At 69.0% G+C, this 22,825-nt stretch carries 19 protein-coding genes and 1 pseudogene; 11 read left to right on the forward strand and 9 right to left on the reverse strand.

Going from position 1 to position 22,825, the window contains the following annotated elements; genetic code table 11:
- Window positions 1-205: 205 nt before the first annotated feature.
- Complete coding sequence (locus ACLBYD_RS12285) at window positions 206-748, reverse strand: DUF402 domain-containing protein (RefSeq protein ID WP_447816641.1); 543 nt, start codon at window positions 746-748, stop codon at window positions 206-208.
- A gap of 45 nt (window positions 749-793) precedes the next feature.
- Between ACLBYD_RS12285 and uvrB the strand changes: the two genes are divergently transcribed.
- The 3 genes from uvrB (at window position 794) to ACLBYD_RS12300 (ending at window position 4,480) form a co-directional block, all read left to right on the forward strand.
- Window positions 794-2,953, forward strand: a complete 2,160-nt coding sequence (gene uvrB, locus ACLBYD_RS12290) for an excinuclease ABC subunit UvrB (RefSeq protein WP_145691071.1) — start codon at window positions 794-796, stop codon at window positions 2,951-2,953.
- A 45-nt stretch (window positions 2,954-2,998) separates the two neighbouring features.
- The gene (locus tag ACLBYD_RS12295; protein ID WP_447816643.1) at window positions 2,999-3,871 is read left to right on the forward strand and encodes an SCO6745 family protein; all 873 of its coding nucleotides are present in this window, start codon (window positions 2,999-3,001) and stop codon (window positions 3,869-3,871) included.
- Window positions 3,872-4,027: 156 nt separating this feature from the next.
- The gene (locus ACLBYD_RS12300) at window positions 4,028-4,480 is read left to right on the forward strand and encodes a universal stress protein (RefSeq protein ID WP_059381080.1); all 453 of its coding nucleotides are present in this window, start codon (window positions 4,028-4,030) and stop codon (window positions 4,478-4,480) included.
- A gap of 4 nt (window positions 4,481-4,484) precedes the next feature.
- On the opposite strand, the gene ACLBYD_RS12305 is transcribed toward ACLBYD_RS12300, so the two are convergent.
- The 4 genes from ACLBYD_RS12305 to ACLBYD_RS12320 all read right to left on the reverse strand — a co-directional run bounded on the left by ACLBYD_RS12305 (window position 4,485) and on the right by ACLBYD_RS12320 (window position 10,412).
- On the reverse strand, window positions 4,485-4,904 hold the full coding sequence (locus ACLBYD_RS12305; protein ID WP_447816644.1) for a DUF732 domain-containing protein: 420 nt from the start codon (window positions 4,902-4,904) through the stop codon (window positions 4,485-4,487).
- A gap of 111 nt (window positions 4,905-5,015) precedes the next feature.
- Entirely contained in the window at window positions 5,016-7,334 is a 2,319-nt protein-coding gene (locus ACLBYD_RS12310; RefSeq protein ID WP_447816645.1) for a HelD family protein, read from the reverse strand.
- A 173-nt stretch (window positions 7,335-7,507) separates the two neighbouring features.
- Window positions 7,508-8,551 (reverse strand): DoxX family protein, encoded by a 1,044-nt coding sequence (locus tag ACLBYD_RS12315; RefSeq protein WP_174247030.1) that lies wholly within the window; start codon window positions 8,549-8,551, stop codon window positions 7,508-7,510.
- A 166-nt stretch (window positions 8,552-8,717) separates the two neighbouring features.
- The gene (locus ACLBYD_RS12320; protein WP_447816646.1) at window positions 8,718-10,412 is read right to left on the reverse strand and encodes an alkaline phosphatase D family protein; all 1,695 of its coding nucleotides are present in this window, start codon (window positions 10,410-10,412) and stop codon (window positions 8,718-8,720) included.
- A gap of 193 nt (window positions 10,413-10,605) precedes the next feature.
- Here ACLBYD_RS12320 and ACLBYD_RS12325 point away from each other — a divergent pair, with 193 nt between their 5' ends.
- Entirely contained in the window at window positions 10,606-10,857 is a 252-nt protein-coding gene (locus tag ACLBYD_RS12325; protein ID WP_447816647.1) for a hypothetical protein, read from the forward strand.
- A gap of 628 nt (window positions 10,858-11,485) precedes the next feature.
- On the opposite strand, the gene ACLBYD_RS12330 is transcribed toward ACLBYD_RS12325, so the two are convergent.
- Both ACLBYD_RS12330 and ACLBYD_RS12335 read right to left on the reverse strand, forming a co-directional pair.
- Window positions 11,486-11,803: a hypothetical protein gene (locus tag ACLBYD_RS12330; RefSeq protein ID WP_447816648.1), complete on the reverse strand. Its 318-nt coding sequence runs from the start codon at window positions 11,801-11,803 to the stop codon at window positions 11,486-11,488.
- A 36-nt stretch (window positions 11,804-11,839) separates the two neighbouring features.
- A complete protein-coding gene (locus ACLBYD_RS12335; RefSeq protein WP_447816649.1) occupies window positions 11,840-12,529 on the reverse strand; it encodes an MBL fold metallo-hydrolase in 690 nt (229 codons plus the stop codon).
- A gap of 131 nt (window positions 12,530-12,660) precedes the next feature.
- Here ACLBYD_RS12335 and uvrA point away from each other — a divergent pair, with 131 nt between their 5' ends.
- Window positions 12,661-15,669 carry an excinuclease ABC subunit UvrA gene (gene uvrA / locus ACLBYD_RS12340; protein ID WP_447816650.1) on the forward strand — a complete coding sequence of 1,003 codons (3,009 nt, stop codon included), beginning with the start codon at window positions 12,661-12,663 and terminating at the stop codon, window positions 15,667-15,669.
- Between the two features lie 95 nt (window positions 15,670-15,764).
- Here uvrA and ACLBYD_RS12345 read toward each other — a convergent pair whose 3' ends face one another.
- The gene (locus tag ACLBYD_RS12345) at window positions 15,765-16,130 is read right to left on the reverse strand and encodes a DUF1844 domain-containing protein (RefSeq protein ID WP_016692782.1); all 366 of its coding nucleotides are present in this window, start codon (window positions 16,128-16,130) and stop codon (window positions 15,765-15,767) included.
- Window positions 16,131-16,449: 319 nt separating this feature from the next.
- Here ACLBYD_RS12345 and infC point away from each other — a divergent pair, with 319 nt between their 5' ends.
- From infC to pheT, 6 genes are all read left to right on the forward strand, one after another.
- A complete protein-coding gene (gene infC, locus ACLBYD_RS12350; RefSeq protein WP_080597679.1) occupies window positions 16,450-17,163 on the forward strand; it encodes a translation initiation factor IF-3 in 714 nt (237 codons plus the stop codon).
- A gap of 71 nt (window positions 17,164-17,234) precedes the next feature.
- Window positions 17,235-17,429, forward strand: a complete 195-nt coding sequence (gene rpmI, locus ACLBYD_RS12355; protein ID WP_006553978.1) for a 50S ribosomal protein L35 — start codon at window positions 17,235-17,237, stop codon at window positions 17,427-17,429.
- A gap of 67 nt (window positions 17,430-17,496) precedes the next feature.
- Window positions 17,497-17,877 carry a 50S ribosomal protein L20 gene (gene rplT / locus ACLBYD_RS12360; protein WP_006553977.1) on the forward strand — a complete coding sequence of 127 codons (381 nt, stop codon included), beginning with the start codon at window positions 17,497-17,499 and terminating at the stop codon, window positions 17,875-17,877.
- Window positions 17,878-17,915: 38 nt separating this feature from the next.
- Window positions 17,916-18,728 carry a TrmH family RNA methyltransferase gene (locus ACLBYD_RS12365; RefSeq protein ID WP_447816651.1) on the forward strand — a complete coding sequence of 271 codons (813 nt, stop codon included), beginning with the start codon at window positions 17,916-17,918 and terminating at the stop codon, window positions 18,726-18,728.
- Window positions 18,729-18,812: 84 nt separating this feature from the next.
- On the forward strand, window positions 18,813-19,883 hold the full coding sequence (pheS, locus tag ACLBYD_RS12370) for a phenylalanine--tRNA ligase subunit alpha (RefSeq protein WP_060652947.1): 1,071 nt from the start codon (window positions 18,813-18,815) through the stop codon (window positions 19,881-19,883).
- 59 nt (window positions 19,884-19,942) lie between these two features.
- Complete coding sequence (gene pheT, locus ACLBYD_RS12375) at window positions 19,943-22,429, forward strand: phenylalanine--tRNA ligase subunit beta (protein ID WP_447816652.1); 2,487 nt, start codon at window positions 19,943-19,945, stop codon at window positions 22,427-22,429.
- Here the strand turns inward: pheT and ACLBYD_RS12380 are convergent.
- Window positions 22,418-22,825 (reverse strand): annotated as a pseudogene (locus tag ACLBYD_RS12380) (Lrp/AsnC family transcriptional regulator); the annotation flags it as partial. The gene pheT and the pseudogene ACLBYD_RS12380 overlap by 12 nt on opposite strands.

The raw sequence follows: 22,825 nt of genomic DNA on the forward strand, positions 1-22,825 counted from the left end.
GGGCGCGCGCCGCCGGCGCGAGGGGTTTCCTCGGTCGGGCGATGTGCACGCGGAGGGGCGATCCGGGCCGGCCCCGATGGTCGCTTTCTCGGTGCACTGCTTCGCCGGCCGAGGCAGATTACCATGTCCTTTGCGGCAGTAACTTTTTCGCTCCTGCGCCCCGCTGTCTGCGCAGGTGACGGCACCTGCGCAGCGGTGGTGCGCGTCAGCGCCAGGAGACGGGCGCACCCCGTTCCCGCAGCCACGCGTCGAGGTCGTGGCCGTGCGCGGCGATGCCGTCCACCGCCCGCAGCGCCGTGTCGATCGCCGTCTCGGCCGCGGCCGCGTCGATCATCCCGGTGGTGACCGCGACCACCAGTTCGTCGATGTCCTCGACGATCGTGTCGCGGCCGGTACGGACGATCAGGTCGAGATAGTGGTCGTGGGAGTACCAGATGTCGCCCTCGCGCCGGAACTCGCCGACGTCGACGTACCGGTCCTGGTCGCGTTCGTTGCCCGGCGTGAAGTGGAAGATCGAGGCCCGCAGGCGCAGGTTCGGCAGCAGCCACGATTCGAGATAGTGGAACTGCGGGTGGTCGGACGGTCGCGCCATGTACAGGCCCCACTCCTCGACGCGGTACTCGTCGACCGCGCGCACGAAGCCCTTCGGGTCGATGTTGGTCTTCGCGGCGACGTCGAACGTCTCGGTCTTCACGGGATGGGGGGTCGCGGACACGGGATGCACGCTAGCGGGCGAACCGTGCCGCATGCAGGACCGCGATGCGTGTCGGTGGGAGCGCTTACTCTGGATTCCATGGCGTTCGCAAGTGAACATCCCGTCGTCGCACACTCCGAGTTCCGGCCGGTGGGTGAGATCGAGCGCACCGAGGCCCGCTTCGAGGTCGTCAGCGAGTACGAACCGGCGGGCGATCAGCCCGCCGCCATCGACGAGCTCGAGCGCCGGCTGAAGTCGGGGGAGAAGGACGTCGTCCTGCTCGGTGCCACCGGTACCGGCAAGTCCGCCACCACCGCGTGGCTCATCGAGCGCGTCCAGCGACCCACCCTCGTGATGGCGCCCAACAAGACCCTCGCCGCGCAGCTCGCCAACGAGCTGCGAGACATGTTGCCCAACAACGCGGTCGAGTACTTCGTCTCGTACTACGACTACTATCAGCCCGAGGCGTACATCGCGCAGACCGACACCTACATCGAGAAGGACTCGTCGATCAACGACGACGTCGAGCGGCTGCGGCACTCCGCCACCTCGTCGCTGCTGTCCCGCCGCGACGTCGTGGTGGTCGCGTCAGTCTCGTGCATCTACGGTCTCGGTACCCCGCAGTCCTATCTCGACCGGTCCATCCAGCTCGAGGTCGGTGTGGAGGTGCCGCGCGACGCGCTGCTGCGCCTGCTCGTCGACGTCCAGTACGCCCGCAACGACATGGCGTTCACCCGCGGATCGTTCCGCGTCAAGGGCGACACCGTCGACATCATCCCCGCCTACGAGGAACTCGCCGTGCGGATCGAGTTCTTCGGCGACGAGATCGACGCGCTGTACTACCTGCACCCACTCACGGGCGACGTCGTGCGCAAGGTCGACTCCCTGCGCATCTTCCCGGCGACCCACTACGTGGCCGGTCCCGAGCGCATGGAACGCGCCGTCGCGAGCATCGAGGCCGAGCTCGAGGAGCGTCTGGCCGATCTGGAGAACCGCGGCAAGCTGCTCGAGGCGCAGCGTCTGCGCATGCGCACCCAGTACGACATCGAGATGATCCGGCAGGTCGGCTTCTGCTCCGGCATCGAGAACTACTCCCGTCACATCGACGGACGCCCCGCCGGGTCCGCGCCGGCGACGCTCATCGATTACTTCCCGGAGGACTTCCTCCTGGTCATCGACGAGTCGCACGTCACCGTGCCGCAGATCGGCGCGATGTACGAGGGCGACATGTCGCGCAAGCGCAACCTCGTCGACTTCGGTTTCCGCCTCCCGTCGGCGGTCGACAACCGGCCCCTGACCTGGGAGGAGTTCGCCGCCCGCATCGGGCAGACGGTCTACCTGTCGGCCACCCCCGGCCCGTACGAGCTCGGGCAGACCGGAGGCGAGTTCGTCGAGCAGGTCATCCGCCCCACCGGCCTCGTCGACCCGCAGGTCGTCGTCAAGCCCACCAAGGGTCAGATCGACGATCTCGTGCACGAGATCCGCGGACGCGCCGAGCGCGACGAACGCGTCCTCGTCACCACGCTCACCAAGAAGATGGCCGAGGACCTCACCGACTACCTGCTCGAACTCGGTATCCGGGTGCGCTATCTGCACTCCGACATCGACACCCTGCGCCGCGTCGAACTGCTGCGACAACTGCGTCTGGGCGAATACGACGTGCTCGTCGGCATCAACCTGCTCCGTGAGGGTCTCGACCTCCCCGAGGTGTCGCTGGTGGCGATCCTCGACGCCGACAAGGAAGGCTTCCTGCGGTCGACGACCTCACTGATCCAGACCATCGGCCGCGCGGCCCGCAACGTCTCCGGCGAAGTGCACATGTACGCCGACAAGATCACCGACTCGATGGCGCGGGCCATCGAGGAGACCGAACGGCGTCGCGAGAAGCAGATCGCCTACAACACCGAACACGGTCTCGATCCGAAGCCGCTGCGCAAGAAGATCGCCGACATCCTCGACCAGGTCTATCAGGAGGCCGAGGACACCGAGGCCGTCGAAGTGGGCGGCTCCGGCCGCAACGCTTCGCGTGGTCGCCGAGCCCAGGGCGAGTCCGGGCGGGCCGTCAGCTCCGGTGTCGTGGAAGGTCGCGACACCTCGACGATGCCGCGCGCCGAGCTCGCCGATCTCGTGCAGCAGCTCACCGATCAGATGATGCAGGCCGCCCGCGACCTGCAGTTCGAGTTGGCCGCACGGCTCCGCGACGAGATCTCCGATCTGAAGAAGGAACTGCGCGGGATGGACGCCGCGGGCTTGAAGTAGTCGCCCGGCCCGGCCGGCGCCGGCGACTCGGTAGGGTCGCTTCCCATGGATCCCTCTTCGGCCGGGCGTGCTGCCCGCGCACTCGAACTGCTGCACGCGGTCGTCTACTTCGCGCCGGACACCGCGAGGGAACTCGCCGCGCTGGGTGTCGACGGACCGGCTGCGCAGTACTTCGGTGGACGCGCGGCGCCCCTGGGTGCCGTCGGCCCCGGGGTCGTGACGGCGACGTTCTACAGCTTCTCGCCCCGCCTGGTGGCCTCGGCCGTCCCGGCCGTGTGGCAGAGCGCCGAGCCGGCCGCGATCATCGCGGCGCGGTTGCGCGGACTCGACGCTCTCCACCGGCGGGTCCTCGGGCAGGACGTGCTCGATTCTGCGGAGATGAACGAGGCCGCGGACCTCGCGGCCACCGCGGCGCGGGCGATCCCCGGCCCCGACGGGCGGCCGCTCTACGCCGCCCACGCCGACCTGCCCTGGCCCGAGGTGGCGCACCTGCGCCTGTGGCACGCCCTGACGCTGCTGCGCGAATATCGCGGCGACGGTCATGTCGCGGCGCTGCAGACCGCGGGACTGTCGGGTCTCGACGCGCTCGTCACCCACACCGCGACCGGTATCGGGTTCGCCACCCATCCGGCCCGGAAGCTGCGTGGCTGGGCGCGGGACGAGTGGGCGGACGCCGAGAAGGAACTGCGCGGGCGCGGCCTGCTGGACAAGCGCGGCGAGCTCACCGGCGAAGGCTTCGAGGTCCGCGAACTTGTCGAGGATCTCACCGACGACCTGGCGGCCGCGCCGTGGATTGCGCTCGGTGACGACGGTGTGGAGCGTCTGCTCGACCTCGCGTTGCCGTGGCGCGATGCCTTCGTCGACGCCGAGGTGTTCCCCGCCGGTCTCTTCGGCCCGCGTTACGGTGACGCGCGGTAACATCAAACGCGATTGTGGGATGAGACCCAAACGTCCCACCCGGGCCGCCCATCCCGCTACTGTCGACGCAGCGTATGGCGGGGGAGCGTGCGTGTCCTCCGTCGACGACGGCATCGGCGGCACGCGTCGATGGACCACACACTCGATGGAGGATGAATGAGCGCCTACCGGACCATAGTCGTCGGAACCGACGGTTCCGAATCGTCGTATCGGGCCGTGGAGAAGGCAGCTGCTCTGGCCGGTGACGCCGGCGCCCAACTGGTGATCGCCTGCGCCTACTACCCGGCCGACCCCAAGGACACCGCGCAGGCCGCCGACGCGCTGCGCGACGAGGCATACCAGGTCACCGGCTCGGCACCGACCTACGAGATCCTGCGCACCGCACGGGAGAAGGCGACCGTGGCCGGCGCCCGCAAGATCACCGAGCGACCCATCGTCGGCGCTCCTGTCGAATCGCTCCTCACGCTCGTCGAGGAGGTCGACGCCGATCTCATCGTCATCGGCAACCGCGGCCTCAACACGCTGACCGGGCGCCTGCTCGGCTCCGTCCCGTCGGACGTCGCCCGCAAGGCCCTGTGCGACGTACTGGTGGTGCACACCGTCCGCTGACGGATCAGCAGTACTCCTCGCGGGCGGTCTCGAGGTAGCGCGCGGCGGCGTCGTCCGCCGACATCCGCGACCCCGAGGCGCCCGCGGCATAGGCGGCGATCGGCCGGAGCGTGACGAGGACGTCGTGCTCCGGCACGCCCGCGCTCAACTGGTCGCACACCCCGCGCACCACCGCGAGCACTGTGTCGTCGTTGACGTCGGCGACCAGACCGGACGCGTCCAGTGCCTCTCGCACCCGCAGGAAACGCGCGTCGGGCGGCGTCGACGAGGTGGGGGCGATCGACGTCGTGGATGTCGCGTCCTGCGCTTCGTCCTGGGTCGGCGTCACCGATCCGCACGCGGCGGAGACGAGGAACCCGCTCAGCGCCGCGAACGCCGCGCACCCCGCTCGACGTATCCGGTGGTGCGCTGCCCGATAGGCCACGTGTTCGTTCCCTCCGCGGATGATCCGTCCCGTCTCCCTGCCCCGAAGGACGGTACCGTCCGGTGACCGGTCGTGGGGTGGGCTCGACGGTGTCGGCTCGACCGTGTCGCCTCAACAGTGTGTCGGTGCGACGAGACCGGTCAGCACGTCCGGCAACGGCTCCGAGTGCACCACCCCGAGACGCTGGGTGGCGCGGGTCAGCGCCACGTACAGGTCGTTCATCCCGCGTGAGGAATCGGTGAGGATCTCCGCCGGTTCGACGAGCAGCACCGCGTCGAACTCGAGGCCCTTGACCTCCTTGACGGTCGCGACCGTGACCGACTCGGACGCGAGATGCTCCCACGCACCCACGAGCCGCGCCGGAACGAGCACGGCCGTCGTGCCCGGGCCGGTCTCGGCGTCGAGAGCGGCCTGCACGGTGGCGAGCACCGCGTCCGCGTCGACGTGCTGCGCCCACGGCTCGAAACCGGACTCGCGCACCGACTGCGGCGGCACCTGGTCGGGATCGATCTCCGCGAGCACCGCGTGCGCGATCTGCATGATCTCCGCCGGCGTGCGGTAGTTGACCGTCAGTTCGGTCTTCTTCCACCGGTTCGCGACGTACGGTTCGAGGATCTGTTGCCACGACTCGGTTCCCGCCGGATCCCCGGTCTGCGCGGTGTCGCCCACCAGGGTCATCCAGCGGTTCGGGATGCGGCGCATGATCGTTCGCCATGCCATCGCCGACAACTCCTGCGCCTCGTCCACGATCACGTGGCCGTACGTCCAGGTGCGATCGCCGGCCGCCCGCTCTGCAGTGGTCTCGTGGCGGCGGTGGTTCTGTCGTTCGGCGAGCTGGGTGGCGTCGATCAGGTCGTACGCCATGAGCAGTTCGGGGTCGAGGTCGTCCTCGAGATCCTGCGGTGCCGAACCGGTGAGGATGTCGAGTGCGCCCTGCGCGTCGGCGATCTGCTTGCGCCAGCGCCGCTGCGCGCGTTCGCGTTCGGCGGCGTCGTCCACACCGAGCAGTTCGGCGAGCTCGTCGAGCAGGGGAGCGTCGGCGGCGCTGAAGTGCCCCGGTGCGTCGGGGCGGTGCAGCGCGTCGATCTGCTCGTCGGCCAGGGCAGGAGCCGCCGACGCGATCCGGTCGCGGGAGGCGAACAGATCCGAGAGCACCTGCTGCGGGGACAGTTCCGGCCACAGCGCATCGATCGCAGCGACGATGTCGGGGTCCGAACGCATCTCGGACCGGATGTCGTGGATGTCCTCCCGGCTCAACAGATTCGCGCCGCCGAGCGGGTTCGATCCGATGATCCCGGCGAGCTGGTCGGCGAGGGCGTCGATGACCCCGTTCACGAAGATCGGCCGGGCCAGGTTGTGCGGTCGGCGGGACGACCGGGCGCGACCCCGCGCGCGGGTCACCATCTTGCGGTCGAGGGTGAGCGCGTAGGTGTCGAAGCTCAGCTGCACGGGGGAGCGGGGCACCTCCTGCCGGTCGCGGACGGCCTTCTCGAGCACCTTCACCATGTCCAGGGAGCCCTTGAGCTCGCCGGCCACGGGATCGTCCTCGACGGTCGGCGTGACCCCCGGATACAGATCCCCGACCGTCGACAGCAGCACCCCGGTCTCACCGAGCGAGGGCAGCACCTGACCGATGTAGTCGAGGAAGCGGCTGTTCGGGCCCACGATGAGCACGCCGCTCTTCGCCAGCTGCTTTCGGTAGGTGTAGAGCAGGTAGGCCGCGCGGTGCAGCGCGACCGCGGTCTTGCCGGTGCCCGGACCGCCCTGGACGACGAGGACGCTGCGATGCTCGGATCGGATGACCGCGTCCTGCTCGGCCTGGATCGTCGCCACGATGTCGTGCATCTGCCCGGTGCGCGCGGCGTTCAGAGCGGCGAGCAGTGCCGATTCTCCGGCCACGCCACCGGCCGGCGGGGTGTCGGCGTGCTCGAGGGCGGCGTCGAGGTCGAGGTACTCGTCGTGCAGTGCGGTGACGGAGCGGCCGCGGCTGCGGATGTGGCGACGCAGCACGACACCGTCGGGCGCGGCGGGGGTCGCGAGGTAGAACGGACGGGCCTGCGGCGCGCGCCAGTCGAGCAGCAGCGACTCGTAGTCGTTGTCCTCGTCGAGGATGCCGAGGCGGCCGATGTAGCGGGTCTCCGCGCCGTCCTCGGTCGTGGGTCCGGAGGCGTCCGTCCCGTCGTCCCGCACGTCGATGCGGCCGAAACACAGGCCGTGCTCGGCGGCGTCGTACTTCGCGATGTCCTCGGTGTACATGTGCGTGTACGACTCGCGTTCGCTGCGCGCCTGAGGGGTGCCTCCGGTCTCGCGCAGCACGCGGGCCAGCCGGGTCTTCGCGTACTCGCGCAGACCGTCGAGATGCGTGTAGAGCATCGCCACGTAGGCCTGCTCGCGATCGAGCTCCGGATGGGACGCGCCATCAACCGGCACAGGGACTCCTCGGAGATAGACAGGACGAGATCGCTCGCCGCCGCAGAGGTGACGCGTCGACGAAAGTGCCCGAGAAGTCTAGTCGCCGCAGGAGGAAAACGGGCAGAAAGCCTGATCACAGCAGTGCGGGCGTGCGATTCTCACGCACGCCCGCACCACTGTGCCGTACCGGACTACTTCTTCTTCTCGATGCTCTTCTCGAGCGCCTTCAGGTTCTTCGCGAGCTTTTTCTCCGCCTTCGTGCCCTGCTTTCGCGCGGCCTCGGCACGCAGACGGGCCTTCTCCGCGGCGACGTGGGCCCGAGCGTTCAGGATCGCGGACTGCTCCTCGGCGAGCTTGGCCCACTCCGAGCTGCGATCGACCGTGGTGTCCCACAGCTTCGAGCCACGTTTGCGGGCGACGTCGGCGAGCTCGGGGGTGCGCTCACGCGCCAGCCCGAGGAGTTCGGTGCCGCGTTCGCGGGCGCCCTCGGCGAGTTCGGGGGCGCGCTCCCGCGCGACACCGAGGATCTCGGCGCTGCGATCGCGCGCACGCTCGGTCAGCACCGGGCCGCGGTCGCGGGCGACCTCGAGCAGTCCGCTGCCCCGCTCGCGCGCGGCCTCCGCGAGTTCCGGTGCCCGTTCCTTGGCGATCTCCAGGAAGTGGCCGCCCTGCTCGCCGGCTTCCTCGGTCAGCGCCTTCACCCGCTCGGCGACGGTGTGCAGCGCTTCGGCGGTGTGGCCGTCCGAGGAATGGCTCGGCAGCGCAGCGGCCACCGACTTCTGCGCGGCGCGCGCGGCGCGACGGCTCCGCCAGCCGAGCGACGGCTTGCCCTCGGTGTCCACGGCGGCGATGAGCAGACCACCCATCAGGCTCACGTTCTTGATGAGCTGGGTGCGCTGCTGGGCGCGGGCATCGGGGTCCTCGACGTTCCAGAAGTCGTGTCCCGCAACGGTTGTCGGCACGAGACTGCCGATCAGGGCGAGAGCGGACAGGCGCGGTGCCTTGCCGAGTGCGAACAGGGTCCCGGCGCCGATCTGCACTGCGGCGTTGATCTGGACGAGAGTCTCGGGATTGCTGGGGAGCCGGTCGGTGATCGACGCCGGCAAGGCGTTCACAGCCTGATCGAGCCCGGGCTGCGCGGCACCTGCTTTCGGCTCGGGCTTCCGCAGGGCGTCGATACCCCCGGCGATGAAAATGGACGCGAGCATGGGCCGCGCAATTCTCCGGACGAGCATGTGGTTCCTCCCGTGGTCGGCTGTGTTTCCAAACCCTGACACAGGTACCCCGGGCGTCACGGGAATATGCGCGAAGCAGGGTCGAAGGACACGAAGCGGTATTTCGGACCGTACGGAAATCAGAGAAATTCAGAACTCGACCTCGATGGGTGCCACCCCTCCGGGCTCACCTCGACGGCTGTTCCTCCGCGCGAGCGGATGCGACCTCGGGTGGCCGATCCTCGGTGGTCAGGGGTACTTCCGCGACGGTCTCGAACAGATGCGGACCCGACGCGGTCTCGACGCTCCGCTCGATGGTCAGACGCGCGGAGCGTCCTCGCGTCCGCAGGGTGGCGATCTGGTTCCCGAAGCTCGGACCTGTCACCTTCGTCCACGAGAACGACGTCTCGGGAACGGCAGTCACCCGGCCGAGCAGCAACCGTACGACGCGCTCCGCCTTGCGGCTCCATGCGGCACGGAAGGCTACCCGGACGGCTGCCGGGACGTGGTTGTGCAGGGGCGAACAGGTCAGCTGGTAGACCGCGCCGGCGGTCGGCATCGCGAATCGGACGCGGGCGGCGTAGGCATGGTGCACGTCGCCCGAGAGAACGCAGATCGTCGCGGGCGCGCGGCCGGACGTTCCGGCGCGACGTCCGGCGGCGACATCCCGCAGCAGCCGAGCGAGTCGCTCGAACGAATCACGGAAGGCCGACCAGTGTTCGAGATCCGCGGCGCGGCGGAGTTTCTCGGCCCAGCGTGCCGGTTGGGCACCGCGCGCACCGGACGCGAGTTTCTCGTCCCACGCCTCGAGGTCGTGCATCGCGCGGGGCAGGAGCCACGGCAGCGACGTGCCGATCAGCAGATGGTCGTAGTCGCCGTCGGTCTGCTCCTCGATCCAGTCGAACTCCGGATCGGACACCATGTCGCGCCGGTCGGGCGCGAGCACCCGGCCGCACCGCGAATCGATCACCAGCAGACGCACCGGTCCGAAATCACGGCGGTACGACCACCGCACCCCAGCGCTGCCGTCGGCTTCCTCGTCGGCTCCGGACGCGAACGCACGCAGGATCGGTTCGGCGTCCCCGGCACAGTTCCGCACCCGGTCGTAGAGCGGATCCTCGTCCAGTTCGGCGGGGGAGAGGTTCCCGATGTGCTGATAGATCCAGTACGACGCCAACGCCCCGACGATGCGTTCCTCCCACCATGCGGAGGCCTCCATCTCCCGGCGCCACGAATAGGAGGTGTTCCAGTCGTCGTGCACGTCGTGATCGTCGAAGATCATCGAGGTCGGCACGTTCGACAGCAGCCACCGGACGTTGTCCTCGGACCACGACCGGCTGTACAGCCAGGTGTACTCCTCGAAATCGCGTACCTGGGCCCCGGGCGGTTCCGACAGATCGTGACGCTCACCGACCCGTCGCTTCATCTCCTCCGACAATTCGTCGGCGTAGACCTGATCTCCCAGTAGCAACAGCGCGTCGGGCCATTCGTCGATCGGCAGCGAACGCATGCGCTGCGCGTAGGCGACGAGGGCGTCTTTTCCCAGGACGGCTGTCGGTTCCGCGCCCTCCGAGGCCACCCGGCACGACCCGAAAGCGAGCACGAAGCCGTCGGGGTCGTCTCCCGCGGTCCTGATCAGCGGTTGTGCAAGGCCGGCCGGCGGCCACACGACCCGGCCGTCGAGATCCACCTCGTAGGGCGTCACCGATCCGGGTTCGAGGTCTCGGACCGTGACGAGCGCATAGTGGTGTCCCGCGACCGTCCATGTGTGTTCGGAGCTGCCGAGCACGTGCACCGTGCAGGGCTCGGACGTCTCCACCCAGATCGTGGCGTCCGTGTCGCCGATGTGCCGAAGCACCGGCCCCAGTACGAGATCCGCCACAGTGTCAGGCCTCCGTGCTCGTGCGAGCTCGTCCGGTTTTCGAGCGTACTCGCGGCAGTGGCGCACAGGAGGATTCCGGCGAACTCCGATCCCCGTTCGGCCTCCGGGACTCCGCGACGGGGCGCACCCTGGAACGGACGCAGCCGAATCGGCCCACTCGGGTCGGTGCCGCGTGCTGGAAGGGGGCCCGGACATGACCGACGCGGAGGATCCGACCCGCTGGGATCGGTTCGACGACGAAGAGAAACGGCAGGCGAAGGAGAAGGCCGAGGAGATCGACCGCATGTACGAACCGGGAGCACGACCGACCACGGTCGTGCCGGGCACGAACGGGATGGTCTCGGGAACGGCCTTCGCGGACACGGTGGGCGAGCGCTCGAGCGACGAGCACGCCGATGCGGGCAGAGGCGAGGAAGGGACCGACAGGGAAAATACTCCCGACTAGACGCCGATCTTCTCCGAGCGACGAGCCCACAGGGAGCGTGCTGTGAACTCGGCTGCGCTTTTCCGGGAGTGTCCTCTGAATGCACCGTCCGAACGGACGTCGTCATCTGAAGCGTGGAATGCGGGTCGAGTGACGCTTTCCGATCCGTTCAGGAACTGCCTTCCGGACGATCGACGCTGGGAGAGCTTCTGACATGATGCGGCGATGACGATGGACCGACTTTTCGTGGAGGAACCTGAAGGCTGGAGATTGCGCGGCGACCCGTATGGGTGGGCCGCACTACGAGAGCATCTGGCCGGAGTTCCTCTTCCTGACGACGAGGCGACGTTGGAAGAGTCACTCTTCTCGGCCTTCACGGCGGTCGTGGGCTCGGACCTGCGAACTGAGCCGGTGGACCGGGTGTATCGGGAGGAGTTCGCTCACGGCGGCATGTCGAGCGGCCACGTTCATCTGTCGACATGGCGGGATTCTCTGATCCCGCTGTTGGTGAGTAGGGGACGACCGGCCTGAGCGACGGCGTAGGCAGGATCGCCACCTCAGCGGGAGTCCCGACATCACCGGTCGAAGATCTCAGAGTCGACGTGGCCGAACGGGAGCGACCTGGGTGGGTGTGCTCGGCTGTCGCAGGCTAGGGCTCGTACCGAGTGCCGTCCGGTCCGATCCAGGCGCTGATCCTTTCCCCGTGGGCTGCGATCGCACACCATGCGGTCTTCGCTGTGCCGTGACCGAGGCCGTTCCAGTCCCCCTCACCGCTCGAGAACCATGTGTCCTGCTCGAACGACGAGAGGGATCTCCGGCCCTCCGGATGCTTCCACTCCACGTTCATCACTTCGACGGTCCATCCGGACATGTCCGCATCCGCGGGGTCGACGATGACGTACCGCATGCCGTCGACGTCCGAACAGAGGGTGAACGGCGGCGGCACGTCAGCGCGATCGGATTGCACGTGGGCTCCTGCCTCTGCGGGCCCGGTACGGGACCGTCACCAACCGCGTTCGTGCCACTCGCCGAGGTGCGGGCGCTCGGTTCCGAGGGTCGAGTCCTTGCCGTGTCCGGGGTAGAAGATCGTCTCGTCGTCGAACCGGTCGAAGATCTTGGATTCCACGTCGCCGAGGAGCGATCGGAAGGCGTCGTCGTTCGGGGTCTTGCCGACCCCGCCGGGGAACAGCGAGTCGCCGGTGAAGATGTGCGTGCGACCCGTGCCCTGTTCCGTGAGGACCAGCGCAACCGAGCCCGGAGTGTGCCCTGAGAGGTGGATCACCTCGAGATTCAGCTCACCGATCTGCACGGTGTCGCCCTCGGCCAGGATCCGGTCGGGCTTCACCGGCAGGGGACCGGCGTCGAGCTCGTGCGCGGCCGTCGGCACATCGGTCTCGGCGGCGACCCGCTCGAGGCCCTGCCAGTGATCCCAGTGCTGATGGGTGGTGACGATCAATTCGAGCTCCGGCGCATTGTCGCGGAGGAACTGCACGAGACGGTCGGGTTCGTTTGCGGCGTCGATGAAGACGGACTTGCCGGTGGCGTCGTCGGTGACGAGATAGGTGTTGTTGTTCATCTCGCCGACGGCGAGTTTGACGATGCTCGCTCCGGGAATCCTTCGGCGTTGCGCGGGTCCGCCGGGAGTGACGTCGCCGGTGTAGGTGTCCTCGATGATCACGGGCTGCTGCGTCATGCAGCCAACCTACCTTCGCGTGCACGCGCGTGAGCCCCGGGCGCGCGGTGTTCGTCACGGAAACGTGTCGGTACCCGCGCCTACCATGGCTGAGGGCCGAACTCCGGCCTTGTCTACAGGAAGGATGTGGCGTGGCAGACCGCCTGATCGTGCGTGGAGCCCGGGAACACAACCTGCGTGGTGTCGACCTGGACCTGCCGCGCGACAGTCTGATCGTTTTCACCGGACTGTCGGGTTCGGGCAAGTCGAGCCTCGCGTTCGACACCATCTTCGCCGAGGGGCAGCGGCGCTACGTCGAGTCGTTGTCGGCCTACGCCCGCCAGTTCCTCGGACAGATGGACAAGCCGGACGTCGACTTCATCGAGGGTCTGTCGCCCGCGGTGTCGATCGACCAGAAGTCCACCAACCGCAACCCGCGGTCCACCGTCGGCACCATCACCGAGGTCTACGACTACCTGCGTCTGCTCTATGCGCGAGCCGGCACCCCGCACTGCCCGGTCTGTGGTGAGCAGATCTCCCGGCAGACGCCGCAGCAGATCGTCGACCGGGTGCTCGAGATGGAGGCCGGAGCCCGATTCCAGGTCCTCGCGCCCGTCGTGCGCACCCGCAAGGGCGAGTTCGTCGACCTCTTCGAGCAGCTGACCATCCAGGGCTACTCCCGCGTGCGCGTCGACGGGGTCGTCCACCCCCTGTCCGATCCGCCGAAGCTGAAGAAGCAGGAGAAGCACGACATCGAGGTCGTCGTCGACCGCCTCGCCGTCAAGCCCAGTGCTCAGCAGCGCCTCACCGACTCCATCGAGACCGCGCTGCGGCTCGCCGAGGGTGTCGTCGTGCTCGACTTCGTCGACCGCGAGGAGGACGCCCCCGACCGCGAGCGCCGGTTCTCCGAGAACCTGGCGTGCCCGAACGCGCACCCGCTGTCCATCGACGAACTCGAGCCTCGGTCGTTCTCCTTCAACTCGCCCTACGGCGCGTGCCCCGAGTGCGCGGGTCTCGGCGTGCGCAAGGAGGTCGATCCCGATCTGGTCGTGCCCGACCCGGATCTGAGCCTGGCCGACGGCGCGATCGCGCCGTGGTCGATGGGTCAGAGCGCCGAATACTTCGGCCGACTGCTGTCCGGCCTGGCCGACGCCCTCGAATTCGACATCGACACCCCGTGGCGAAAATTGCCCGCCAAGGTGCGCAAGGCCGTGCTGGAAGGCAGCACCGAGCAGGTGCACGTGCGCTACAAGAACCGCTACGGCCGTGTCCGTTCGTACTACGCCGAGTTCGAGGGCGTCATGCCGTTCTTGCACCGCCGCCTCGAGCAGTCCGAGTCCGAGCAGGCCAAGGAACGCTACGAGGGCTACATGCGGGAGATCCCGTGCCCGGCCTGCGCCGGTGCCCGCCTTCGTCCCGAGATCCTGGCCGTGACGGTCAGCGCGGGCGACTTCGGTGCGATGTCCATCGCCGAGGTGAGCGACCTGTCGATCGCCGAGTGCGCACGCTTCCTCGACAGCCTGGTCCTCGGCGCGCGTGAGGCCGCGATCGCCGGGCAGGTCCTCAAGGAGATCCAGGCGCGGCTCGGCTTCCTGCTCGACGTCGGACTCGACTACCTCACCCTCTCGCGTGCCGCGGGCACCCTCTCCGGTGGTGAGGCCCAGCGCATCCGTCTCGCCACGCAGATCGGGTCCGGTCTCGTCGGCGTGCTGTACGTACTCGACGAACCGTCCATCGGTCTGCACCAGCGCGACAACCGTCGCCTCATCGACACCCTCACGCGACTGCGCGATCTCGGCAACACGCTCATCGTCGTCGAGCACGACGAGGACACCGTCCGCGCCTCCGACTGGGTCGTCGACATCGGACCGCGCGCGGGCGAGCACGGCGGGAAGGTCGTCCACAGCGGCACCTACAAGGAACTGCTCGACAACCCCGAATCGCTCACCGGTGCCTATCTGTCCGGACGCGAGGAGATCGAGATCCCCGCGCTCCGGCGGCCGATCGACAAGGGCCGGCAGGTCACCGTCGTCGGTGCCCGCGAGAACAACCTGCGCGAGATCGACGTGTCGTTCCCGCTCGGCGTCCTCACCTGCATCACCGGTGTGTCCGGCTCCGGGAAGTCGACGCTCGTCAACGACATCCTTGCCACCGTGATGGCCAACAAGCTCAACGGCGCGCGGCAGGTCCCCGGACGGCACACCCGCATCAACGGACTCGACCAGCTCGACAAGCTCGTCCAGGTCGACCAGTCGCCGATCGGCCGCACCCCGCGCTCGAACCCCGCGACCTACACGGGTGTGTTCGACAAGATCCGCAGCCTGTTCGCCTCCACCACCGAGGCGAAGGTGCGCGGCTACCAGCCGGGCCGGTTCTCCTTCAACGTCAAGGGCGGCCGGTGCGAAGCGTGCTCAGGCGACGGCACGTTGAAGATCGAGATGAACTTCCTGCCCGACGTGTACGTGCCGTGCGAGGTGTGCCACGGCGCCCGTTACAACCGCGAAACGCTCGAGGTGCACTACAAGGGCAAGACCATCGCCGAGGTGCTCGACATGTCGATCGAGGAGGCCGCGGAGTTCTTCAAGCCGGTCACCTCCATCCACCGCTACCTCAACACGCTGGTGGAGGTGGGTCTCGGTTACGTCCGCCTGGGCCAGCCGGCGACGACCCTGTCCGGTGGTGAGGCGCAGCGCGTCAAGCTCGCCGCAGAGCTGCAGAAGCGCTCCAACGGGCGCACCGCGTACATCCTGGACGAGCCCACCACGGGTCTGCACTTCGAGGACATCCGCAAGTTGCTCGGGGTCATCAACGGTCTGGTCGACAAGGGCAACACCGTGATCGTCATCGAGCACAACCTCGACGTCATCAAGACCGCCGACTGGATCATCGACATGGGTCCCGAGGGCGGTTCCGGCGGCGGCACAGTGGTCGCGGAGGGCACTCCGGAAGAGGTGGTCACGGTGGAGGAGAGCTACACCGGACGCTTCCTCGCGGAGATCCTCGATGGACGAACCACCACGCCCACTCCGGCGCCGGCACGCAAGCGGGCGGCGAAGACGACCAAGGCGACTGGTAGCAAGGCTGCTGCGACGAAGACGGCCGCCACGAAGACGGCAGCGAAGGCGAAGACCACCAAGAAGAAGGTGGCCGCCGCGAGCTGACGAGCCGAGCNCCCACCTCAGCGGTGGGCGGCTCGGTCGCGTCGATCGTGAAGTAAGGCGTGGATCGTGAAGTAGGCGAAAAGTGCCGGTTCGGCTCAGTAGACCGGGCCGGTGTACTTCTCGCCCGGGCCCTTGCCGGGCTCGTCGGGCACGGCCGACGCCTCGCGGAAGGCACGCTGCAGTGCCTGCAGTCCTTCACGCAGCGGACCGGCGTGCGGACCGAGATATTCCACCGACGAGGTGATCAGGCCGGCGAGGGCGGTGATCACGCGGCGGGCCTCGTCGAGGTCGCGTCGTGCGCTGCTGTCGGGATCCTCGTCGGCGAGACCGAGCTTCTCGGCAGCCGAACTCATGAGCATCACGGCTGCGCGGCTGATCACCTCGACGGCCGGGATGTCGGCGAGTTCGCGCACATCCTCTGCCGCAGCGTCCTGATCGGGGGTCTCGGGAGCATCCGTCATAGCGTCGAGCATAGGGTCGCGCCGCTCGTCGCCGCCCGCGCGGGTGGGGCGCCGACGCGCCGATTCGTCGTCGACGTGGCTTTTTGTTAGACTTGATCCCACGACCGCCCGCGGTGATCCTCCGTGGGCAGCAAAGTGGAGTCCGACTCCCACCTCTGGCGGCACATCGATGCAGCTCAGGGGTCCGGTCCTCCGGGTGCGGAAGCCCTGGACGTCCGCCCTTCATCGGGCGGTGCGGATCACCCGGCGCGAGCCGGATGACCGTCGACCGGTCGGTATCGGACCCCGCGTGGAGCCTCGGCACCACAGCGGGGTCTTCTTGTCGAGGAGTAGGGCCACGTGCTGCGGTGCGGTCAGACCGACCACACCGCTCTACCTAGGAGGCCCCATCAGCGCTGAGACCCGCATCAACGAACGCATCCGAGTTCCCGAAGTCCGACTCGTCGGACCCGGCGGTGAACAGGTCGGAATCGTGCGTGTTGAAGATGCCCTCCGCCTGGCAATCGAAGCCGACCTCGACCTCGTCGAGGTGGCACCCGACGCCCGGCCGCCGGTCTGCAAGATCATGGACTACGGCAAGTTCAAGTACGAAGCCGCGCAGAAGGCGCGCGAATCGCGCAAGAACCAGCAGCAGACCGTGATCAAGGAGCAGAAGCTCCGTCCGAAGATCGACGACCACGACTACGAGACCAAGAAGCGCAACGTCGTGCGCTTCCTCGAAGCCGGTTCGAAGGTCAAGGTCACGATCATGTTCCGCGGCCGCGAGCAGTCGCGCCCCGAACTCGGATTCCGGTTGCTGCAGCGCCTCGGCGCCGATGTGGCCGAACTCGGTTTCATCGAGACCAGTCCGAAGCAGGACGGCCGGAACATGACGATGGTGCTGGCCCCGCACAAGGGTGCGAAGACCCGCGCGAAGGCTCAGGAAGCCGCGCAGGCCGCACCGGCGAAGTCCGCTCCGCGCCCGGCAGCCTCCGCAGCCCCGTCCACGGAGTCCGCGCCGGCTCCCGAGACGGGCGACGCCCAGAGCAACTAGCCCGCTCAGGCAGCACATCCGGTGCTGTCCGTGAGCACCGATGTACGCACACGACAAGAACTGAGGACTCCATGCCCAAGTCGAAGACCCACAGCGGCACCGCGAAGCGATTCAAGGTGTCCGGTAGCGGAAAGGTCCTGCGTCAGAAGGCGGGTCGCCGCCACCTGCTCGAGCACAAGTCCTCGCGGGTGACGCGTCGCCTCGACGGCAAGGCCGTCGTCGCCGATGCCGACGCTCCGCGCGTCAAGCGCATGCTCGGGCTCTGAGCCTCTCCGACCGATCCATCCGGGGACACCTCGTTCGTCCCCCGAACTCTGACAGGACACATAACCAGTGGCACGCGTGAAGAGGGCCGTCAACGCCCAGAAGAAGCGTCGTTCGATTCTCGAGGCCTCGAAGGGCTACCGCGGACAGCGCTCGCGCCTGTACCGCAAGGCCAAGGAGCAGCAGCTTCACTCGCTGACCTACGCCTACCGCGACCGTCGCGCCCGCAAGGGTGATTTCCGCAAGCTGTGGATCAGCCGCATCAACGCTGCTGCCCGCGCCAACGACATCACCTACAACCGCTTCATCCAGGGCCTGAAGGCCGCCGGTGTCGAGGTGGACCGCAAGATCCTCGCCGAGCTCGCCGTCTCCGACGCCGAGGCCTTCGCCGGCCTCGTGGCCGTCGCCAAGGCTGCCCTGCCGGCCGACGTCAACGCTCCGGCTGCCTGAGTGCTGCCCTGAGCTACGACAACATCCAGGAACGACCCGTGGACACGCTCACCGAGCGCACACCACGGGTCGTTTCTGCTGTGAAACTGCTCCGGACCGCCGAGCGTCGCAAGACCGGGCGGTTCCTCGCCGAGGGTGAGAACTCCGTCACCGAGGCGCTCGCCGTTGCACGCGTGCACGAACTGTTCGTCACCGAGGCGGCCGCCGGCCGGTACGCGACGGTCGTCGACGAAGCACGCCACAAGGGTGTGCGCGTGGGGATCGTCACCGAGCGGGCCGCCGCCCGGCTGTCCGACACCGTCACCCCGCCTGGCCTCGTCGCCGTGTGCGACACCCTCGACGTGCCGCTCGCCGAAGCGGTGACCCCGCGGTCGCGGCTGCTCGCCGTGCCCGTCGCGGTCGCCGAACCCGGCAACGCCGGCACCCTCATCCGCGTCTCCGACGCCGTCGGCGCCGACGCCGTGGTCCTCGCCGGCGACAGCGTCGACCCGCACAACGGCAAGTGCGTGCGCTCCTCGGCCGGCAGCATCTTCCACCTGCCGGTCGCGCGCGAACGCGACACCGACCGGGTACTGGCCGCGCTCGCCGAGGCCGGCGTGCAGATCCTCGCGACGGCCGCCGACGGGGAGATCGACCTCGACGACGCCGACGAGCTGCTCGCCGCGCCCACCGCGTGGCTGTTCGGCAACGAGGCCCACGGACTCGATCCGCAGGTCGCCACCCGCGCCGACCACCGCGTCCGCATCCCCATCCGCGGACGCGCCGAATCGCTCAACCTCGCCACCGCCGCCTCGATCTGCCTGTATGCGAGCGCGCGGGTGCAACATCGGGCCGCTCGGCCCATCACATAGGATTTCCCGGGTGCGCCGCGGCCTCCGGCCCGGACCGCACCCACCGAGATCACCCGTTCGTCCGAAGAAGGAGATGCACCGGTCGTGGCCAAGAAAGAGGGCGGCACCCCGCCGGCAGTCGATCCGAGCGCCCTGACCGAGGACGCGCTCACCGCCGCCGAGAAGTCCGCGATCGACGCGTTCGCCGCTGCGACCGACCTCGACGAACTCGCCCAGGCGAAGATCGACCACCTCGGCGACAAGGCACCCATCTCCCTCGCCAAGCGCGCCCTCGGCTCGCTGCCCGGCAACGAGCGCGCCGACGCCGGCAAGCGGGTCAACGCCCACCGCACCACCGTGCAGGCCGCCTTCGACGACCGCAAGGCGGTGCTGCAGGCCGAACGCGACGCCGCGGTCCTCGTCGCCGAGGCCGTCGACGTCACCCTTCCCGCGACCCGCCGCGCGCTCGGCGCCCGCCACCCGATCTCGATCATCTCCGACGAGATCGCCGACGTCTTCGTCGCGATGGGCTGGGAGGTCGCCGAAGGTCCCGAGGTCGAGACCGAGCACTTCAACTTCGATGCCCTGAACTTCCTGCCCGACCATCCGGCGCGCACGATGCAGGACACCTTCCACATCGCCCCGGAGGGTTCGCGGCAGGTGCTGCGCACCCACACCTCGCCCGTGCAGGTCCGCACCATGCTGCACCGCGACATCCCGATCTACGTCGTGTGCCCCGGCCGCACCTTCCGCACCGACGAACTCGACGCCACCCACACCCCGGTCTTCTCGCAGGTCGAGGGTCTCGCCGTCGACAAGGGCCTGACCATGGCGCACCTGCGCGGCACCCTCGACGCGTTCGCGCGGGCGCTGTTCGGTCCGGAGACCCGCACCCGGATGCGTCCGAACTACTTCCCGTTCACCGAACCGTCCGCCGAGGTGGACGTGTGGTTCCCGAACAAGAAGGGCGGCGCCGGCTGGGTCGAGTGGGGCGGCTGCGGCATGGTCAACCCCAACGTGCTCCGGGCCTCGGGCATCGACCCCGACGTGTACACCGGGTTCGCGTTCGGAATGGGCCTCGAACGCACCCTGCAGTTCCGCAACGGCATCCCCGACATGCGCGACATCGTCGAGGGCGACGTGCGCTTCACCCTGCCGTTCGGCGTGCAGGGCTGAGAGCCCGCTCCCGACACCGACTCCACCGACCGACGACCGAACGAAAGAGCTGAGCACAAGTGCGAGTAGCGCAGTCCTGGCTGACCGAGATCCTGCAGCGCGCCACCCCGGAGTGGAACGTCACCGCCGAGGAACTCGACGCGGGATTCGTCCGGGTCGGACTCGAGGTCGAGGACATCGAGACCCTCGGCCGCATCGACAACCTCGTCGTCGGACGGGTCGTGGAGATCACCGAGCTCACCGAGTTCAAGAAGCCCATCCGCTTCTGCAAGGTCGACGTCGGTGAGGACGAACCGCGCGGCATCGTGTGCGGCGCCCGCAACTTCGCCGAGGGAGACCTCATCGTCGCCGCCCTGCCCGGCGCCGTGCTCCCCGGCGACTTCGCCATCGCCTCGCGCAAGACCTACGGGCACGTCTCCGACGGCATGATCTGCTCGCTGTCCGAGCTGGGCATCGGCAAGGACCACTCCGGCATCCTCGTGCTCGAGCCCGGCACCGCCGAACCCGGCACCGACGCCAACGACCTGCTCGGCCTCGGCGACACCGTCATCGAACTGAACATCACCCCCGACCGCGGATACTGCTTCTCCGTCCGCGGACTCACCCGCGAGCTCGCGTGCGGCTTCGACCTCGAATTCGCCGATCCCGCGGCCGTGCCGGCGCTGCCGTCCGACGGCGGCGAGGCCTACCCGATCCGGCTCGAACCCGAGACGAAGGCCACCCGGTTCGCCGCGCGGCGCGTCACCGGCATCGACTCGAAGGCGGTCACCCCGTGGTGGATGCAGCGCCGCCTGCACACCGCCGGTGTCCGCCCGATCTCGCCCGCGGTCGACGTGACCAATTACGTCATGCTCGAACTCGGCCAGCCGCTGCACGCCTTCGACGCCGCCACCCTGCAGGGTGAGCTGGTCGTGCGGCGCGCCCGGGCAGGGGAGAAGCTCACCACCCTCGACGGTGTCGAGCGCGACCTCGACCCCGAGGACGTCGTCATCACCGACGACTCCGGGGTGATCTCCCTCGCCGGCATCATGGGCGGCGCCACCACCGAGGTCGGCGACAGCACCACCGACGTGCTGCTCGAGGCCGCCACCTGGGATCCGCTCGCCGTCTTCCGCGGCAACCGCCGGCACAAGCTCAGCAGCGAGGCCGGCAAGCGGTTCGAGCGCACCGTCGATCCGGCCCTCGCCCCCGTCGCGCTCGACCGGGCCGCGAGCCTGCTCGTCGAGATCGCCGGTGGACAGGTGGAATCGACCCTCACCGACATCGTCGTGCCCACCGAGAGCCCGACGATCCGCATGGACATCGACCTGCCCGACCGCATGGCCGGGGTGAGCTACCCGAACGGCACCGCCGCCCGCCGCCTCACACAGATCGGGTGCGCGGTCGAGGTCGGCGTCGGCGAGGACGGCCACGGCCAGCTCGTCGTCACCCCGCCGACCTGGCGCCCCGACCTGCGCCAGCCCGCCGACCTCGTGGAGGAGGTGCTGCGCCTCGAAGGTCTCGAGCAGATCCCGTCGGTGCTGCCCACCGCCCCCGCCGGTCGTGGTCTGACGGCCACGCAGAAGCGTCGCCGCGCCGTCTCCCGCGCCCTCGCCCACGACGGTTACGTCGAGGTGCTCGCCCCGGTGTTCCTGCCGGCCGGCGTGTTCGACACCTGGAAGCTCGACGCCGACGACCCGCGACGGGTGACCACCAAGGTGCTCAACCCCCTCGAGTCCGACCGTCCGGAGCTGGCCACCACTCTGCTGCCGGGTCTGCTCGAGATCCTCGGCCGCAACGTCTCGCGCGGACAGCGCGACCTGTCGCTCTACGCGATCGCGCAGGTCGTGCAGCCCACCTCCGAGACGAAGCCGGTCGACCTGCTGCCGGTGGACCGTCGTCCCACCGACGACGAGATCGCCCTGCTCGAAGGGTCGCTGCCGAAGCAGCCCGTCCACGTCGGTGGTGTACTCGCCGGGCTGCGCGAACCGGCCGGTCCGTGGGGCACAGGCCGCGCCGCCGATGCCTTCGACGCCTTCGCAGCCGCGGAGACCGTCGCACGCGCCGCCGGGGTGCGCCTCGAGCGCCGCGCCGCGCAGTACCTGCCGTGGCATCCCGGCCGCTGCGCCGAACTGCTCGTCGACGGGGTCGTCGTCGGCCACGCCGGTGAACTGCATCCCGCGGTGATCGAACGGGCCGGCCTGCCCGCCCGCACGTGCGCCTTCGAACTCGACCTCGACGCGTTGCCGATCGTGGAATCGCTTCCGGCGCCGGTGGTCTCGCCGTTCCCGGCGGTCCTGCAGGACGTCGCCGTCGTGGTCGACGCGGACGTGCCGGCCGCCGACGTCGAGAGCGCCCTGCGCTCGGGTGGCGGCGACCTGCTCGAGGACATCCGCCTGTTCGACGTCTACCAGGGCGCCCAGCTGGGGGAGAACCGCAAGTCCCTCGCGTTCGCGCTGCGTTTCCGCGCTCCCGATCGCACCCTCACCGAGGGCGAGGCCAGCGCCGCCCGCGAGGCGGCGGTCGCTGCCGCGGCCACCGCGGTCGGCGCCGAGCTACGCGCCTGAGACAATGCGCGCGTCCCCGCCCGGCAGCCACACGTCGGGCGGGACCGTGGTGACCTTGCGGCCTGTCCGGTCGAGGATGTGCCCGGCGAGCTTGTGGATGCGCAACACCAGCACCCGGTCCCGCACGGCCAGGTCCGGGCAGCGCGCGAGCAGCCGTGTCTCGAAGTCCGGGACCTCGGCGGGGGAATGCAGCCACGCCTGCACCACGAGGTTCGCGGCGCCGACGACGGCGAAACAGTTGCGCACCTCCGGTTCCCGGCTCACCACCCGCCCGGTGGTGGTCAACCGATCCACGGGCACCGTGCACCACAACGTCACGAGCACCGCGAAACCCGCTGCGGGATGAGCGAATTCGCATCGTAGGCCGACGACGTCGGCGGCCAGCAGCGCCTCGAT

The organism is Rhodococcus sp. C26F (genome assembly GCF_053345925.1).